Source organism: Stenotrophomonas sp. STEN018, assembly GCF_056760235.1.
Genome location: NZ_JBRREK010000018.1, coordinates 65,646 through 82,211, shown reverse-complemented (window position 1 = coordinate 82,211; position 16,566 = coordinate 65,646). Strand labels below are relative to the sequence as shown.

Here is a 16,566-nt window from a genome sequence, read left to right as displayed (position 1 = left end):
CCCCCGCCCGCCCCCCCCCCCCCCCCCCCGACTCCTCATCATGGTGGTCCGGCCCCCGCCCCCCCCCCCGCCCCCCCCCCCCCCCCCACTACGCTCCCTCCCTTTCGCGGAGCGAAGGGGAGGGGTAGCTCTTCGCTGGCTGATCCAGTTGTAGCCTCGCGGCTCACGCCGCTCCCACAAAAAACCGGAGTTGGTTACGCTGCCGGTAGAGCCCCCTGCCGAGCATGGCTCGGCACTACCTCGCGTTATGCTGGTCGCGGTTTTTCTTTGGAGAACGCCATGGCCAATAAAGGCTGGTTCTACGTGGCCCTGACCTGTCTGTTCGAGCTGGTCTGGGTGTATGGCTTCAATGTGGCAGCCACGTGGTGGCATTGGATACCAATCATCGCGGTGATCGTGGTGGACTTCCATTGGTTGGCCAAGGCTTGCGAGTCATTGCCGACCGGCACGGTGTACGCGGTGTTTGCTGCCGTTGGCACGGTGGGCACGGCACTGATGGATATCTTCCTGTTCGACGGCAGCTTCAGCCTGGCCAAGGGCGCGTTCATGGCGGTGCTGGTGGCAGGCGTGATCGCGTTGAAGCTGGCCGATGGCAAGGCGGCCGCCGAGCCTGACGCAAACGGGCAGGGAGGCTGATATGGGCTGGTTTCTGGTGATTGCCGCGGCCTTGATGGAGACGGTGGGCGTGATTGGCCTGAAGCGTTACAGCGGGCACAAGAGTCTGTTGAACGCGACCTTGTTCTTCGGCGGGTTTGGCGCCTCGTTCGTGCTGCTGTACCAGTCGTTCCGTTACATCCAGCTGAGCATTGCCTATGCCGTGTGGATTGGCCTGGGAACGGCAGCTGCGGTGCTGGTGAACATGCTGTTCTTTGGTGAGTCGCGGAGCACTGCGCGGCTGCTGAGTCTTGCGGTAATCGTTGTAGGGGTTGTGGGGTTGAAGGCGGTTTCTTGAATGCAGAAGGCCCCGGGAGTGCCGGGGCCTTGAGGTTTGCTTGTCAGTTTCTGCAGCACTGCCGTTGCTGAAATTGTCTGGCTTCGGCTTGCCCTCACCCCAACCCCTCTCCCGCACGCGGGAGAGGGGCTTCAAGCAAGCTTCAAGCGGCTCAGCGCTGCGCGCGGCGGCGTAGCGGGGTTACGTTGCTGCTGGCTTTCTTGGCCTTTTTTGCCGCTGGTTGCGCAGCTTGGGCGCTGAAGAAGTCGCGCATCTTCGGGTACACCACTTCGCGCCAGCGGCGGCCGCTGAAGATGCCGTAGTGGCCGGCACCTTCGACGATGAAGTGGTCGCGGCGTGATGCCGGGATGCCGGTGCACAGGGCCTGCGCAGCTTCGGTCTGGCCGAGGCCGGCGATATCGTCCAGCTCGCCTTCGATGCTCAGCAGGGCGGTGTCGCGGATCGCCGACGGGTCGACGTGTTCGCCACGCACATACCATTCACCACGCGGCAGCAGGAACTCCTGAAACACCACGCGGATGGTGTCCAGGTAGAACTGCGCCGGCATGTCGAGGACGGCGTTGTATTCGTCGTAGAAACGGCGATGCGCATTGGCATCATCCAGATCGCCCTTGACCAGGTCGGTGTAGAAATCCCAGTGCGACATCAGGTGGCGGCTGGGGTTCATCGACATGAAACCGGCGTGCTGCAGGAAGCCCGGATAGACGCGACGGCCCTGGCCCGGATACGGCGCCGGAATGGTGTGGATGACGTTGTTCTCGAACCACGACATCGGGTTGCGGGTAGCCAGATTGTTGACCGCGGTTGGGCTGCAGCGCGCATCGATCGGGCCGCCCATCATCACCAGCGAGCGCGGCGTGGTTTCGCCACGGCTGGCCATCAGCGATACCGCGGCCAGCACCGGCACGGTCGGCTGGCAGACGCTGACCACATGTACGTTGTCGGCACCGAGGTGACGGATGAACTCCTGCACGTATTCGATGTAGTCGTCCAGGCCGAATTCGCCCTGTTCCACCGGCACCATGCGCGCGTCGACCCAGTCGGTGACGTAGACGCGGTGGTCGCGCAGCAGGGTGCGAACGGTATCGCGCAGCAGGGTGGCGTGGTGGCCGGACAGCGGCGCTACCACCAGCACGATGGGCTGGGCGAGCAGCGCTTCGACCTTGGAGGTTTCATTGCTGTGGCGCTTGAAGCGCAGCAGCTTGCAGAATGGCTTCTCGACCTCGGTGAGCTGGGCGATCGGCACGATCTCGCCATCAAGCTCCAGCTCGTGGATGCCCCATTCGGGCTTCTCATAATCCTTGCCGAGGCGGTGGAACAGCTCGTTCATCGCCGCGAAGCGATCAGCGCCCGGCATCGACGACCACCAGTGGCCCGAATTATTGAAGAACGCCGCATTTGCCTGTGCCTGGTGAACCCAGGGCGCAAGCAGGTTGCGGGTCAATTCATGCAGTTGATAAAGCATGACTTCCCAATATGTACAGTCATATGATGCTGTGCAGCATAGCGCACTATCGCAGAGCGCGAGTTAAGCCGGTATCGGCCTTTAGTCGGCCCTTTCCAGTGCGGCGATATCTTCACTGAATGCGGGCCCCAGCCAGCAATGCGAGCCCACGCCGCGGAAACCCACTTCGCGTAGCTGGCGCTTGTACCAGCGGGCAGGGCGCTGCTGGAAGCCGTCATGGTCGCCATGGAACTCGTCCTCGGCGGTGAACAGTTCCAGGAAGGCGACCCCGGCACACAGTTCGGCCAGACCCGGCAGGCCCTTGCGCAGCTCGCGGCTGGGCACGTAGTGCATGACGTCCGAGCAGACCAGCAGGTCGACCGGCGCGCAGGGGCGCAGCCACTGGAAATCGCCGAAGCCGGCCAAGTGCAGGTTGCGTGTGCGGCCGTAGCGGCGCACCGCGTACTCGCTGCTGTCAAAACCCATGTACTGCAGCTTGGGCCGCAGCTTGAGCAGCGGCGCACGCCAGGCGCCTTCGCCGGCACCGATGTCGAGCACGCTGCGGATCGGGCGTTCCAGGTAATACTCGGCCGCAGCCACGGCCAGCTGCACCTTGCGCGCCAGACGGGCGGGGCCGCCGATATCGTCGCGGCGGTACCAGCGTTGGAAGTAGTCGGCGTCGTACTGCTTGTCCTGCATGTGCGTGTCTTGTGCGAATGGGCGAAAATGGGGCACATCCTACGCCGCCGATGGAGCCAGCGCATGCAGTCGTATTTTTGGGTAAAGACCTTCCACCTTGTGTTCGTAGTGGCGTGGATGGCGGCGGTGTTCTATCTGCCGCGGATCCTGGTCAATATTGCCGAGGCTGCGGGGCAGCCGCCGGTGGTGGAACGACTGCAGTTGATGGGCAAGCGCCTGTACCGGTTTGGCCACGTGATGTTTGGCATTGCCTTCATCCTGGGGCTGGTGCTGTGGCTGGGCTACAGGGTGTTGCCGGAGTTTCCGACCATGGTGGCGCCGGGCGCGTCCGGTTGGCTGCATGCCAAGTTGGGATTGGTGGTCTTGTTGATGGTGTATTTCACCTTCACCGGGCGTTGGTTGAAGGGCACGATCAAGGGCAAGGCCTTGCCGTCGTCGGGCGCGCTGCGCTGGTTCAACGAGCTGCCGCTGGTGCTGTTCATTGCGATTGTGTATCTGGTGTTGGCGAAGCCGTTCTGAGATTTCTTGGGGGGCTGCGAAGATCAAAGGCACCCCTCCCAACCCTCCCCTTGGCTGCGCCAAAGGGAGGGCTTGAGCCTTGCCCCCGCCCTTGCGCGTAGCGCAGGGGAGGGCTGGGGAGGGGGAGGCTTCAACGCTACTGCCCCCGCAATGCCTGCCTGAACTGCGGATAGGCAAACACATCGTTGTGATCGGCATCAGCGATGGTCACCGCCTGCGCCACGCCTGGCCGGAATTCGCGCAGTAGTCGCAACGAACTCGCATTTGGAATCACCTGATCCCTGCCAGCGATGATCAGCGTGGTGGGAGCGGTGATCCGTGCCGCGTGACGCCATGAATCGTAGTGATCGCGTAGCAGCAGGCGCACCGGGAAGGCCGGGAACATGCGTGCAGCCAGGCCGCCAATGCTGTCGTATGGCGTGATCAAGACCAGACGTTGAACTGGCCGCGCAGCAGCGACCTGCACGGCGACGCCGGAGCCGAGGCTGCGGCCAATCACGATGATGTCCTGTGCCTGGCCGCTGCTGGTGTCGTCATACAGTGCCAGCGCATCGCCAATAAGCGTGGCTTCGGTCGGTGAACCGCTGCTGCCGCCATAACCACGGTAGTGCATGGCGTGGATGGCGGCCGCGGGAAAGGCCTGCTGCAGCATCGGCAGCGCCTGCGAGACGTCTTCGGCATTGCCGCCGAAATACAGTACGAGCAGCGTGCTGTGCTGCTTGTTGCTTGAGACGATGATGTCGGCATCACCGCGAGGCAGCGTCCAGTGTGGTACATCGGCGCTGCGTGGGGCCGGGTGGTAGAGCATGCCGCGGGCATTGAAAGCGAGCAGGGCGCAGGCGATCAGGTACATGCTGGCGAGCAGGCTGATGGCGATCAGCAGGATTTTCAGGCTGGTGATCATGCTGCTTGGCCTCGCCGGGGATGGGGAGAAGGCAGGTGATGCGGCCCAGTGGGTTATCGCGTCGCCACAATCCGGGCCTTGCGCGCTGGCTGGGGAGGGGTTTGCGGGAGCGGGGTCAGCCGCGAAGCCAGTACAGCATCAGATGATAAAGGTGCCAAGGGTTTGAGTATTGTGAGCTTCGCGGCTGACGCCGCTCCCACAAACAAACAGGCGGACTCAGCCTGCCGGCGTCAGCTGCCGCAGTTCCTTGCGTGCGGCATCTATCCACGCGCGCTGCGCCTGCTGGTAATAGCGCGGCGAGGTCTCGGCGCGGTCGAGGATGTTCTGCAGTTGCTTGGCAGCGTCGCCGTCTCGCCCGGCCCGCTTGAGCAGCAAGGCATAGCGCAGCCGCGCTTCCTCGCCCGGGTAGCCGCCGATCATGGCTTCGTACTCGTGCAGGGCGGCAGGGATGTCAGCGCTGTCTTCCACCGTGCGGGCATACAGCAGGTGGCCGTCATGCGAGCGGTAGTGGGGATTGGCGGCGATCAGCGCTTCCAGTGTCTTGCGCGCCTGTGCCGGCTGCTGCAGGCCGTACTGGGCCTTGGCCAGGCCCAGCATCAGGTCCGGGTCTTCGCTGTGCAGTCCGCGCAGCGCACCTTCGTACAATGCCGCTGCCTCGGCGTATTCGCCGCGGTCCAGGTGTTCCTGGGCCAGGCGCCTGCGGTTGTCGGCGGTGTCGGATACGCGCAGGTGTTGGTCGGCCTGGCGCTTGCTGCGCTGCGGGTCGATCTGGTCGCGGACCTTGCGCAGGCCGCGACGCGCGCTCGGGCTGTTGCGCAGGTCTGGCAGTACTTCGGCGATCACGTAGATCAGCACTGCCAGGTAGGAGAAGAACAGCAGGATGAAGATCCAATACAGCGGTCGCCCGGTGCGCACCACGTGCACGCAGCAGGCGACCTGCAGGATCAGCGAAAGCAGAATGATCGGACTCATCCGTGTGTCCCTGTGGCGGAAGCGGCTTAGGCCGCTTCGTAGGCACCGTAGCTGCGCAGGCGCTTGTAGCGGCGTGCGAGTAGTTCGTCGACCGGCAGCTTCTCCAGCGCGTCCAGCTCATTGAGCAGTACGGCCTTCAGGCGCTTGCCCATCTGCGTGGGGTTGCGGTGTGCGCCGCCAATCGGCTCGCGGATCATCTTGTCGATCAGGCCCAGGCTCTTCAGGCGCGGGGCGGTCATGCCGAGCTGCTCAGCCGCGTCCTTGGCTTTGCCGGCGTCCTTCCACAGGATGGAGGCGCAGCCTTCCGGGCTGATGGTCGAGTAGACGCTGTATTCCAGCATCAGGGTGCGGTCGCCCACGCCCAGTGCCAGCGCGCCGCCGGAGCCGCCTTCGCCGATCACGGTGCAGATCACCGGCACCTTCAGCTCAGCCATTTCCATCAGGTTGCGGGCGATGGCTTCGGACTGGCCGCGCTCTTCAGCATCGATGCCCGGCCAGGCACCAGCGGTGTCGATCAGGGTCAGCACCGGCAGGCCGAAACGCTCGGCCATCTTCATCAAGCGCAGCGCCTTGCGGTAACCCTCGGGCTTGGGCATGCCGAAGTTGCGGCGTACCTTTTCCTTGGTGTCGCGGCCCTTCTGGTGGCCGATCAGCATCACCGAGCGGCCGCCGATGCGGGCCAGGCCGCCAACGATGGCCTTGTCATCGGAGAAGGCACGGTCGCCGGCCAGTTCCTGGAACTCATCGCAGAAGATGCGGATGTAGTCGAGCGGGTAAGGACGCGACGGGTGGCGGGCCACCTGCAGCACCTGCCACGAGGACAGGTTGCGGAAGATCTGGGCAGTACGCAGGCGCAGCTTGTCTTCCAGCGCCTTGACCTCAGCATCGACATTGACCGCCGGCCCGGCGCTGGCATTGCGCAGGTCCTTGATCTTGGATTCCAGATCGGCGATGGGTTGCTCGAAATCGAGGTAGTTCGGATTCATCGGAAACCGTCAGCAATGAAAGGGGGGAAGTGTAGCCGAACGCGCCGTATCAACCCGTACGCGTCCGTCCGGACAATTAATTGGCCCAGGGCGGGCTGTACTTGACCTTGACCCGGCGCACGGCTGGGTCTTCGCGCAGGGCGTCGAGCAGCTTGGGGGTGACCCGCACCGAGCCGCTGCTGCCCAGGTCGAGCATGCCGGCAATGCTGCCGGGCTTGCCGTTGAGCAGCAGGTCCAGTCGCAGCGGGGTACGGCCGGGGCGGTGGGCGGCGAGCAGGGCGTCGATCCGTTGCCAGATCGGGCCGCCGCGGCCATCCACGCGCATCGACAGGCGCAGCGCGTGGTCGGCGCAGAGCTGCTCGTAGTCCCAGCACTGGCGCATGCGCAGGGCATAGCCGCCGTTGAACTCGTCCTCGCGCAGGCCGCCCTTGACCACCAGGATGCGGTCTTTGGTCATGAGATGACCGAATTCGGCCAGGCCATCGGAGAACGCGCTGCATTCGACCCGGCCCTTGCCGTCTTCCAGGGTCACGAAGACCTGGCTGTCACCCTTGCGACGCACACCAATGACCATGCCGGCCAGGATCACCGGGGACTCCTGACGCCAGGCACGCTTCTCGCCGTCCTTGGAGGGGAAGGCCGGTGCGATCAGCTTGTCGAGGCCGCCGAGGTCGGTGCCGACCAGTTCCTTGACGTCATCGGCGTAAGGGTCGAACGGGTGGCCGCTGAGGAAGAAGCCCAGCGTCTCGCGTTCGCCGTTGAGCAGCTGCGCCAGTGGCCATTCCTTGCTCTCGGGCAGGTCGAGCTGGCTGGCGGTGCTGACCGGGTCCGGTGCACCAAACAGCGAGTTCTGCCCGGAGGCCTTCTCACGCGCCATCTGCTCGGTGGCCTTGATCACCTCCGGCAGCTGCAATGCCAACGTCGCACGGTTCTTGCCGATGCCGTCGAAGGCACCGCAGTTGATCATCGCTTCCAGCGTGCGGCGATTGAGCTTGCCCGATTCCACGCGTGCGCAGAAATCAAGCAGCGAGGCGTATTCGCCACCGCGCTCGCGTTGTTCGACTACCGCTTCGCAAGCGCCTTGGCCGACGCCCTTGATCGCACCGAGTCCGTAACGGATGGTGTCGGCGTTGGCCGCCTCGAACATATAGGCCGAGTCGTTGACACGTGGTGGCAGCACGGTCAGGCCAAGGTTCTTCACCTCGGCCAGGAAGCCGACTACCTTGTCGGTGTTGTCCATGTCCGAGGACAGCGTCGCGGCCATGAATTCGGCCGGGTAGTGACGCTTGAGCCAGGCGGTCTGGTAGCTGACCAATGCATAGGCGGCAGCATGCGATTTATTGAAGCCGTAGCCGGCGAACTTCTCCATCAAGTCGAAGATTTCGTCGGCCTTGGGGCCATCGACGCCGCCGGTGGCCGCACCTTCGCGGAAGATCTCGCGGTGCTTGGCCATTTCCGCCGGCACCTTCTTACCCATCGCACGGCGCAACAGATCGGCGCCGCCCAGCGAGTAATTGCCGACGATCTGCGCCATCTGCATCACCTGCTCCTGGTACACCATGATGCCGTAGGTGTCTTTCAGGATGGCTTCGGTACGCGGATCAGGATAGATGATTTCTTCCTGGCCGTGCTTACGCGCGTTGAAGGAAGGAATCAGGTCCATCGGGCCGGGGCGGTACAGCGACACCAGCGCGATCAGGTCTTCGAACCGGTCAGGGCGCGCGTCCTTCAGCAGGCGGCGCATGCCCGAGGATTCAAACTGGAACACCGCGCCGGTATTGCCGTTGGCGAAGATGTCCTTGTAGGTCGGGGCGTCATCAAGCGGGATGTAAGCGATGTCGATCGGCGGAATGCCGGCACGCTCGTGGCGCTTGTTGATCGCCTTCACCGCCCAATCAATGATGGTCAGCGTGCGCAGGCCGAGGAAGTCGAACTTCACCAGGCCGACTTCTTCGACGTCGTTTTTGTCGAACTGGGTGACCGGGTTCTTGCCGATGCCGCCATCGTCATGTTCGGCGTACAGCGGGCAGAATTCGCTCAGCGGCTCCGGCCCGATCACCACGCCGCCGGCATGCTTGCCGGCGTTGCGGGTCAGGTCTTCCAGCTGCAAGGCCAGGTCGATCAGGTCGCGGACGTCGTCTTCGGACTCGTAGCGCTGGATCAGCTCGGCCGAGGCCATTTCTGAACTTGTGCCTTCCTTGCCCTTGCCCAGCGCATCCTTCAGGTGGATGCCGAGGATGTTGGGGATCAGCTTGGAAACGCCGTCGACCAGGCCGTACGGGAAACCAAGCACGCGGCCGGTATCACGCACCACCGCCTTGGCCGCCATGGTGCCGTAGGTGATGATCTGGCTGACGCGCTCGCGGCCGTACTTGCGCGCGACGTAGTCGATCACCTCATCGCGTCGATCCATGCAGAAGTCGATGTCGAAGTCGGGCATCGACACGCGTTCCGGGTTGAGGAAGCGCTCGAACAGCAGGTTGTAGGGCAGCGGATCCAGATCGGTGATCTTCAGCGCCCAGGCCACCAGCGAGCCGGCACCCGAACCACGGCCCGGGCCAATCGGAATGCCCTGGTTCTTACCCCACTGGATGAAGTCGGCCACGATCAGGAAGTAGCCGGGGAAGCCCATCTTGATGATGGTGTTGAGCTCGAACTCCAGCCGCGCGTCGTAGTCCTCGCGGGTCATGCCGGCAGCAATTGGATGCACCTGCAGGCGTTCTTCCAGGCCGTCGCGGGAGATCTTCTGGATCCAGCTGTCCAGGGTCTGGTCGTCCGGCACCGGGTAGTTGGGCAGGAAGTAAGTGCCCAACCGCATCTCGACGTTGCAGCGTTCGGCCAGCGCCAAGGTGTTGTCGATTGCGTCGGGGATGTCGGCGAACAGCTCGCACATCTGTTCCGGCGTTTTCAGGTACTGCTCGGCGCTGTACTCACGCGGACGCTTGGGATCGTCCAGCACGCGGCCGGTGGAAATACAGACGCGCGCTTCATGCGCATAGAAATCATCCGGCGACAGGAAGCGCACATCGTTGGTCGCCACCACCGGCAGGCCGCGTTGACCGGCGGCCTGCAGTGCGAACTGATTGAACGCTTCCTCGCCATCGCGACCGGTGCGGGTCAGCTCCAGATGCAGGCCGTCGCCGAATACGCGCTGCCAGTCGGCGAGCTGCTGCTCAGCCAGATCGTGGCGGCCGTCATTGGCCAGGCGCCCGGCCAGGCTGTGGCGGCCGGCCAGCGCAAACAGGTTCTTGCAGCCGTCCTTCAGCCACTGCGGGTGCACGGCGACGCCACCTTCGTTGCGATGGCCTTCCATCCACGCACGGGTGAGCAGTCGCGACAGGCTCAGGTAGCCCTCGCGGTCGCGGCACAACAAGGTCATGCGCCAGGGGTCCTGGCCGTCCTCGGTGATCAGCAGGTCGGCGCCGGCGATGGGCTTGATGCCCACGCCTTCGGCAGCCTTGTAGAACTTCACCAGCGCGAACATGTTGTTCAGGTCGGTGACGGCCAGTGCCGGCGCTTTCATTTCGACCGAACGGCTCAGCAGGTTGGGCTGCTTGGCCTTCTTGGGGTCGGCCTGGTCGGGCTTGGCGGGTACGCGGATGGTGGAGTCCACCATCGAGAATTCGGTGTGGACGTGGAGATGGACGAAGCGGGAAGAAGTAGACATGCGGAGCCAGAAGTATGCCGGTGCAGGGTAGCGACGGGGGCGGGGTGGGGCAAGGCTTGACATGCCTGCTACCTGCGCCGGCCCGGGCCAGTGGCCCGCATGTGCACACTATCAGGACGGACGCAGGCCTGACTGCAATGGACGTCAGGCCCGGTCCGCCGGGCTCCGGCATGATCCTGGTGGTTCTGCCTGGAGCCCTGTCGGTGTCGCTGTCAGTGGATGCGGAAGTAGCTGAGCGGTTCAGGTGCGTAGCTGCTTTCACGCACCCGGCGCTGGTGCTCGTGCAGGCGGGCTTCGATCTCACGCAGCTCCAGCCAGCTGCGACGGTTGAAGGCGATGTCGTGGTAGCCACGGCCCTGGCGTTCGGCCTCCAGCTGGCGCAGGCGCTGGTAGTCGAGGAAGTTGGCCACTTCCCCGGCCAGTTTCGGCCAGGCGGTATCGATCACGATGGCTTGATCCAGCTGGCCGACGCCGGGAACCGTGTCAGGGATCAGCTGGTGGCTGGCGTGCAGATAGGCAATGACCATATGCAGCTCGCAGCTCACCTCGGTGGCGGGCTCCCAGTCGGTCTCCTGCAGCAGCTGTTCCAGCAGATGGGCGTGGCGCATCCGTTGCTCGATACAGGGCGAAGCGCTGTCGTCTCGGGCAGCGTTGTTCAGGTTGCGGGCCGCAGTGGCCAGCTGGTCGGTCTGCAGTGGCGGCTGGATGCGACCGAGGCGGGCCAATAGACGATTGAAATGTTCCACTTCACGCGGAACCAACGCGTAGTCGTTCACATGGCTGCGGCGGTGCGGAAGGCCGCTCGGGTACTGGTCCAGAACCTGCGGCAGCGGAAGGCGGGGGTCGATGGCGTACATGGTGGTGCTCCTGCGGGTGGGGGGCGTCCGGGAGGGGAGAACGCAGCGCCAGCATCCGCTTGGGCGTAGCATTGGTCATGATGGCAGGCGGAGCCTTCAGACAGTCATTGCGCTGGTTTCTGAGGAATTCATGAGGGCTTGCCGATGGGTGCGGTCGAAGACCCAGGTGACACAGCACAACCGGTCGAACGCTACCGTTTCGACGGCATCGTGGTGGATGCGCTGGCGCATACGCTGAGCCGTGACGGTCAGTATCAATCGCTGGAGCCAAAAGCATTCGCCGTGCTGTTGATGCTGCTGCGGCATGCCGATGAATTGCTGGCGCGCGACCAGTTGCTGGATGCTGTCTGGGGCCATAGGCATGTGACGCCAGGTGTGCTGACCCGTGCCATCGCGCAGTTACGTTCGGTGCTGGATGACCACTCGCATGAGCCACGTTACATCCAGACCCAACACGGTCTGGGTTACCGCTTCATTGGCAAGTTGTTGCCGCCGGAGGCCACGGCTTCATCCGCTTCGGTCGTTGAACCGATTTCCACTTCTACGACGGCGGAGCAGGCTGTTGCAGTTGCTGAACCCGCTGAACACATCGCTGTGGATAGTGATCCGAATGCCGAGCCGTCGTCGCCGCCAGAACGGCGAATGTCGCGCTGGTGGAGGGAGGCACCGAAGTTGTCGTTACCGGCGTGGATGCGTTCACGCGGGTTCCTGATCGGTTGCGCGCTGTTGCTGCTGCTGTTGGGTGCGGGTTACTGGTGGTGGAGCCGCACGCCGGTTGTGGCCGGCGCTTCGATTGCGGTGATGCCATTCAGCAGCCTCAGCGACGATGCCGCCGATCGTTACTTTGCCGATGGTCTGGCGGTGGAGATGCACGATGCCCTCACCAATGTGCCGGGTTTGAAAGTGGCTGCACGACAACTCGCGGTTCCTGCCGGCAGCGATAGCGACGGTGACGATGTCCGCCGGATCGGGCGCCGACTGGGCGTGGCGACACTGCTGGATGCCAGTGTGCGTCGCGAGGGCGGGCGGGTGCGTATCAGTGCACGCCTGTCCGATACCAATACCGGTTTTACCTTGTGGGCGGAAACCTATGATAGGGAGATCAATGATGTATTCGCGCTGCAGGGCGAGATCGCCAACAGGGTTGTACACGCCCTGCTCGGTCATCTGCCCGGAAAGACATCCGGGGTTGCGCAGCGTTTGAGCCCAACCAGCGACGTCAACGCCTATGACGCCTATCTGCGCGGTCTGGCGTTGCTGCAGCGGCCAATCGGCGAGGCTGGCAACGAGCGGGCGATGGCGGCGTTTGCGCAGGCGCTGGCGATTGATCCGCACTTCGCGCGGGCCCAGGCCGGCATCTGCCGCGCGCAGATCGCGCGGCTGGAGGGGGTCAGTGATGCCGGCGCGTTTGAGCGCGCACGTCAGGCCTGCGCACGCGCGCAGGCAATGGATCCCGGCTTGCGCGAGGTGAGCCTGGCAATGGCGGAAATCGCCCGCGTCAGTGGCCAGAACGAGCAGGCGCTGCAGTTGTACCAGCAGGTCATCGATGATCCTGCGCTGCGTGCCGACGGTCTAGTTGGACAGGCGCGCACCTATGCCGCACTTGGCAAGGAGGAGCAGGCGCTGCAGTCGTTCCAGCAGGCCATCGCGGCGCGCCCCAGTGACGCGCAGATCTACCGCCTGCTGGGCTACCACCATTGGCTGCGCGGCGATGTGCCCAAGGCGATAGATGCGTTTGTCACCGCCACCGTGCTGCAACCGGAAGACAGCCGCCTATGGGGCAGCCTGGGTGGCTTGTATCTGGCCCAGGGCGACACTGCGCAGGCCGGGCATGCGTTCAACATGTCCTTGTCGATCGAGCCCAATGCCGGCGCGTTGACCAATCTGGGCACGATGAAATTCGATCACGGCGAGTACGCGGTCGCTGCGGAATTGTTCCAGCAGGCGACGGTGCTGGAGCCGGAGGACTATCTGCATTGGGGCAACCTGGCCGATGCACTGGCTGCTGCACCTGCAACCGCGGCGCAGGCGCAGGCGCCGTATCTGCGTGCGGCGCATCTGGCACAGCAATATGTGGATGTGCGTCGCGATGATGCCTACGCCTTGGCCTTGCTGTCCTGGTACCGGGCCAACCTGGGCGAGCGTGCACGCGCGCTGCAGGATCTGCAGGCTGCCCGCGCGCTTGGCACGCAGGCAGCCGAGGTCGCGTTGTGGTGTGCACAGACCTTGACCCTGCTCGGCGACAAGCCAGGCGCGCACAGCTGCGTTGAAAGCGCATTGAAGCAGGGCATTCCGCAGCAGCGCATTGATGCCTTGCTGTCGCTGCAGCGTTACGCGCTGGTCGGCAGCGGCGTGCGTAAAGAGTAAGTACCGTTTTTTCCGTCCGTGGCGGCGGACCTCAGCGAGGAGTGGTCGTCATGAACCATAGCGTGTGGCTCTATCTTGTCGTCTCCATCGGAACGGTTGCAGGCGTTGCTGCCTGCGCCACCCAACCACCGCTTCCGGGTGAAGTATTGCAATGCACGGAGAATCTACCGCCGCGTATCGTCAAACTGGTCTACGTCGATGTGGCGTCTGGTCCAAATGGGCCGGTAATCACTCCGGATGTGTGCACGGTGCGTAGTGGTACGCAGGTGCTCTGGCGCACCGCAGAAGATGTATTGGACCCGTTCGCATTGGCGTTTGCCGAATCTCCCGGTGCGGCCGCGTATCACCGCAGTACAGGCAGCACAGGGCAGAGGGACTTCAATTCGCAGCGCATGGGCAAACGGCAGGAAGTGTTGATCGTCGCAAAAACCGTGACCAGCGAGAACAACATCAAGTACGACGTGCGCATCGGCTCAACCCACCTCGACCCGGGGATCAAGATCATGCCGCGCTGATCGGCGCGGCGCGTGGCTCAGGATGCGTCCAGGCTCGCACGGACCGGGGCGAAGCTGCGCCGGTGCTGCGGGCAGGGACCATGTGCGCGCAGCGCGGCCATATGAAAGGGAGTTCCATAGCCCTTGTGCTGGTCGAAGCCGTACTCGGGATGCTGCTGATGCAGCTCCAGCATGAAGCGGTCGCGGCTGACCTTCGCCAGGATCGAGGCGGCCATGATGCTGCGGTCGATGGCATCGCCGCCAATCAGTGCTTCGGCCGGGCAGGGCAGGCCCTTGGGGATCTTGTTGCCATCGATGCGGGCGAACTCGGCTACATGCGCCACGCCTTCCACTGCCAGGCGCATGCCCTGCATGGTGGCCTGGAAGATGTTCAGGCTGTCGATCTCGGCGACGTCGACCATCACGATCTTGTAAGCCAACGCGCGTTCGATGATGCGGTCGTAGAGCTGATCGCGGCGTAGTGCGGTCAATGCCTTGGAGTCATCGAGGCCATTGATGCGCGGGCGTTCGGGATCGAAGACAACGGCCGCCACCGCGACCGGGCCAGCCAGCGGGCCGCGGCCGGCTTCGTCGACGCCAGCGACCAGACGCGGTGCCTGCCGCGCGAGCAGGGCGGCATCGTCAAACAAGGACAGCGAGACATCCGCTGCCTTGGGAGTACGTCGGGTGGTCACGGTTGGCCTTGCTTGAGCGGTGCCTGCAGCAGCCCGGCGACCGCATCGGCGGCGCGTGCCGAGGCATCCTGGCGCAGTTGCTGGTGCAGTTGCTGGTAGTCGTCCTGCAGCCCGCTGACGCAATCGGGATGCTCAAACCAGTTACGTACTGCGGTGGCCAGATTATCTGGCGTGCATTCGTGCTGGATCAGCTCTGGCGCCAGGTCCTTGCCGGCCAATACATTGGGCAGGGCAAAGCGATTGACCTTGATCAGGCCCAGCGCCTTGACGATGCGATAGGTGAGTTCGGCCACGCGGTAGCCGACCACCATCGGTCGTTTGACCAACATGGTTTCCAGCGTGGCGGTGCCGGAGGCCAGCATCACCACGTCGGCGGCGATCATTGCTTCACGTGCCTTGCCATCGAGCAGGTGCAGGCGTGCGCTGGGCAGCGCTGCGCTGCGGATCTGTTCGGTGATCATCGCCTTGCACTTGGCATTGGCTGCCGGCACGACGATATGCAGGCCGCGGTCTTGCTCGCACAGCTGCCAAGCGGCGGCAAAGAAGGGTGGGCCGAGCCGACTCACTTCGCCCAGACGGCTGCCAGGCAGCACCGCGAGCAGCTTTGCCTGCTCGGGAATGCCCAGTGCTTGCCGTGCTGCCGTGCGATCACTGTGTAGCGGGATTTCATCGGCCATCGGGTGGCCAACGAAGCGCGCGTCGATGCCGTGACGGGCGTAGATCGGCGGTTCCATCGGGAACAGGCATAGCACCAAGTCGGCGCTGGCACCGATCTTTTCCGCACGTTTCTCGCGCCACGCCCATACCGAGGGGCTGACGTAGTGCACGGTGCGCAGGCCGCGTTGCTTGAGCCACTTTTCCACGCCCAGATTGAAATCCGGTGCGTCGATGCCGATGAATACATCCGGCTGCCAGTCGAGCACGCGCTGGCGGAATTCCTTGCGCAGCTTCAGCAGGCGCGGCAGATGGCGCAGGATTTCAGCCAGCCCCATCAGCGCCAGCTCGCTGGCATCAAACCAGGTCTCGCAGCCGGCGTGGCGCATTGCATCGCCGCCGATGCCGGCAAATTCGGCATCGGGGTAACGTGCACGCAGGGCATTGATCAGGCCGGCGCCGAGCAGATCGCCTGACGCCTCGCCGGCAACCAGCGCGATGCGTGGCTTGCGGCCAAGCGCCAATCTGGAATCCTGGGTTACAGCGCTCATCGCTGCAGCGGACGCTCGCCGTGCTCGATGAAGTCCAGCATCTGCTTGACGTCATCGCTGCTCTGCGCTTGCTCAGCCAGCGCCAGCTTGGCTTCGGCCAATGGCACGCCGGCCACGTAGATGGTGCGGTAGGCGCGTTTGATCGCGCTGATGCGCTCTGCGTCGAAGCCGCGACGCTTCAGGCCTTCGCTGTTGATGCCGCGCGGACGGCCATGACCATCGATGCCGACCATGGTGAACGGCGGGATATCGCCGGTGACCAGTGCACCCATGCCGAGGAAGGCATGGTCGCCGATGCGGCAGAACTGGTGGGCACCAGCGAAGCCGCTGATGATCACCCAGTTGCCAACCGAGACATGCCCGGCCAGCGTGGTGTTGTTGGAGAACACGCAATGGTCAGCCACGTGGCAGTCGTGGGCGACATGCACGTAAGCCAGCATCCAGTTGTCGTTGCCAATGCTGGTCACGCCACCGCCGCCGACGGTGCCGCGGCTGAGGGTGACGAACTCGCGGAACACATTGCGGTCGCCGATCACCAGCTCGGTTCGTTCACCGGCGAACTTCTTGTCCTGCGGCTCGCCGCCGACCGCAACGTGGCCGATGAAGCGATTGTCGCGTCCGATCCGGGTCGGGCCGTGGATGCTGCAATGCGGCCCCACTTCGGTGCCGTCGCCGATCTCGACGTCGGTGCCGATCAGGGTGAATGCACCCACGCGCACGCCTTGGCCAAGTTTGGCCGAAGGATCGATGACTGCGGTCGGGTGAATCAGGGGGGCGCTATCGCTCATCGTTTGCTCCAGGCAGA

At 64.1% G+C, this 16,566-nt stretch carries 15 protein-coding genes; 5 read left to right on the top strand and 10 right to left on the bottom strand.

What is annotated here, in order from left to right:
- The first annotated feature begins 279 nt into the window (after positions 1–279).
- On the top strand, positions 280–636 hold the full coding sequence (locus ACVOMB_RS09195) for a DMT family transporter (RefSeq protein WP_481530887.1): 357 nt from the start codon (positions 280–282) through the stop codon (positions 634–636).
- Position 637: 1 nt separating this feature from the next.
- On the top strand, positions 638–952 hold the full coding sequence (locus ACVOMB_RS09190; RefSeq protein ID WP_481530886.1) for a DMT family transporter: 315 nt from the start codon (positions 638–640) through the stop codon (positions 950–952).
- Positions 953–1,103: 151 nt separating this feature from the next.
- Here the strand turns inward: ACVOMB_RS09190 and ACVOMB_RS09185 are convergent, their stop codons facing one another.
- Positions 1,104–2,417 carry a polyhydroxyalkanoate depolymerase gene (locus tag ACVOMB_RS09185; protein WP_481530885.1) on the bottom strand — a complete coding sequence of 438 codons (1,314 nt, stop codon included), beginning with the start codon at positions 2,415–2,417 and terminating at the stop codon, positions 1,104–1,106.
- Positions 2,418–2,498: 81 nt separating this feature from the next.
- Positions 2,499–3,095 carry a class I SAM-dependent DNA methyltransferase gene (locus ACVOMB_RS09180; RefSeq protein WP_481530884.1) on the bottom strand — a complete coding sequence of 199 codons (597 nt, stop codon included), beginning with the start codon at positions 3,093–3,095 and terminating at the stop codon, positions 2,499–2,501.
- 63 nt (positions 3,096–3,158) lie between these two features.
- Between ACVOMB_RS09180 and ACVOMB_RS09175 the strand changes: the two genes are divergently transcribed.
- Positions 3,159–3,614 (top strand): CopD family protein, encoded by a 456-nt coding sequence (locus ACVOMB_RS09175; protein ID WP_481530883.1) that lies wholly within the window; start codon positions 3,159–3,161, stop codon positions 3,612–3,614.
- Between the two features lie 136 nt (positions 3,615–3,750).
- On the opposite strand, the gene ACVOMB_RS09170 is transcribed toward ACVOMB_RS09175, so the two are convergent.
- The 5 genes from ACVOMB_RS09170 to ACVOMB_RS09150 form a co-directional block, all read right to left on the bottom strand.
- A complete protein-coding gene (locus ACVOMB_RS09170; RefSeq protein ID WP_481530882.1) occupies positions 3,751–4,518 on the bottom strand; it encodes an alpha/beta hydrolase in 768 nt (255 codons plus the stop codon).
- Positions 4,519–4,734: 216 nt separating this feature from the next.
- Positions 4,735–5,490 (bottom strand): tetratricopeptide repeat protein, encoded by a 756-nt coding sequence (locus tag ACVOMB_RS09165; RefSeq protein WP_481530881.1) that lies wholly within the window; start codon positions 5,488–5,490, stop codon positions 4,735–4,737.
- Positions 5,491–5,516: 26 nt separating this feature from the next.
- Entirely contained in the window at positions 5,517–6,476 is a 960-nt protein-coding gene (locus ACVOMB_RS09160) for an acetyl-CoA carboxylase carboxyltransferase subunit alpha (RefSeq protein WP_481530880.1), read from the bottom strand.
- A 76-nt stretch (positions 6,477–6,552) separates the two neighbouring features.
- Positions 6,553–10,143, bottom strand: a complete 3,591-nt coding sequence (dnaE, locus tag ACVOMB_RS09155) for a DNA polymerase III subunit alpha (RefSeq protein WP_481530879.1) — start codon at positions 10,141–10,143, stop codon at positions 6,553–6,555.
- Between the two features lie 212 nt (positions 10,144–10,355).
- A complete protein-coding gene (locus ACVOMB_RS09150) occupies positions 10,356–11,000 on the bottom strand; it encodes a hypothetical protein (protein ID WP_481530878.1) in 645 nt (214 codons plus the stop codon).
- 144 nt (positions 11,001–11,144) lie between these two features.
- On the opposite strand from ACVOMB_RS09150, the gene ACVOMB_RS09145 reads away from it, so the two are divergent.
- Complete coding sequence (locus ACVOMB_RS09145; protein ID WP_481530877.1) at positions 11,145–13,367, top strand: winged helix-turn-helix domain-containing tetratricopeptide repeat protein; 2,223 nt, start codon at positions 11,145–11,147, stop codon at positions 13,365–13,367.
- A gap of 50 nt (positions 13,368–13,417) precedes the next feature.
- Positions 13,418–13,882, top strand: coding sequence for a hypothetical protein (locus ACVOMB_RS09140; RefSeq protein ID WP_481530876.1), 465 nt, complete (start codon positions 13,418–13,420; stop codon positions 13,880–13,882).
- Positions 13,883–13,899: 17 nt separating this feature from the next.
- Here ACVOMB_RS09140 and ACVOMB_RS09135 read toward each other — a convergent pair whose 3' ends face one another.
- From ACVOMB_RS09135 to lpxA, 3 genes are read right to left on the bottom strand one after another with little or no spacing between them, the layout of a single operon-like run.
- Positions 13,900–14,517, bottom strand: a complete 618-nt coding sequence (locus ACVOMB_RS09135) for a ribonuclease HII (protein WP_481530890.1) — start codon at positions 14,515–14,517, stop codon at positions 13,900–13,902.
- 35 nt (positions 14,518–14,552) lie between these two features.
- The gene (gene lpxB / locus ACVOMB_RS09130; RefSeq protein ID WP_481530875.1) at positions 14,553–15,761 is read right to left on the bottom strand and encodes a lipid-A-disaccharide synthase; all 1,209 of its coding nucleotides are present in this window, start codon (positions 15,759–15,761) and stop codon (positions 14,553–14,555) included.
- The gene (gene lpxA, locus ACVOMB_RS09125) at positions 15,758–16,549 is read right to left on the bottom strand and encodes an acyl-ACP--UDP-N-acetylglucosamine O-acyltransferase (protein ID WP_481530874.1); all 792 of its coding nucleotides are present in this window, start codon (positions 16,547–16,549) and stop codon (positions 15,758–15,760) included. Before lpxA ends, lpxB begins: the two co-directional genes overlap by 4 nt.
- Positions 16,550–16,566: the final 17 nt, after the last annotated feature.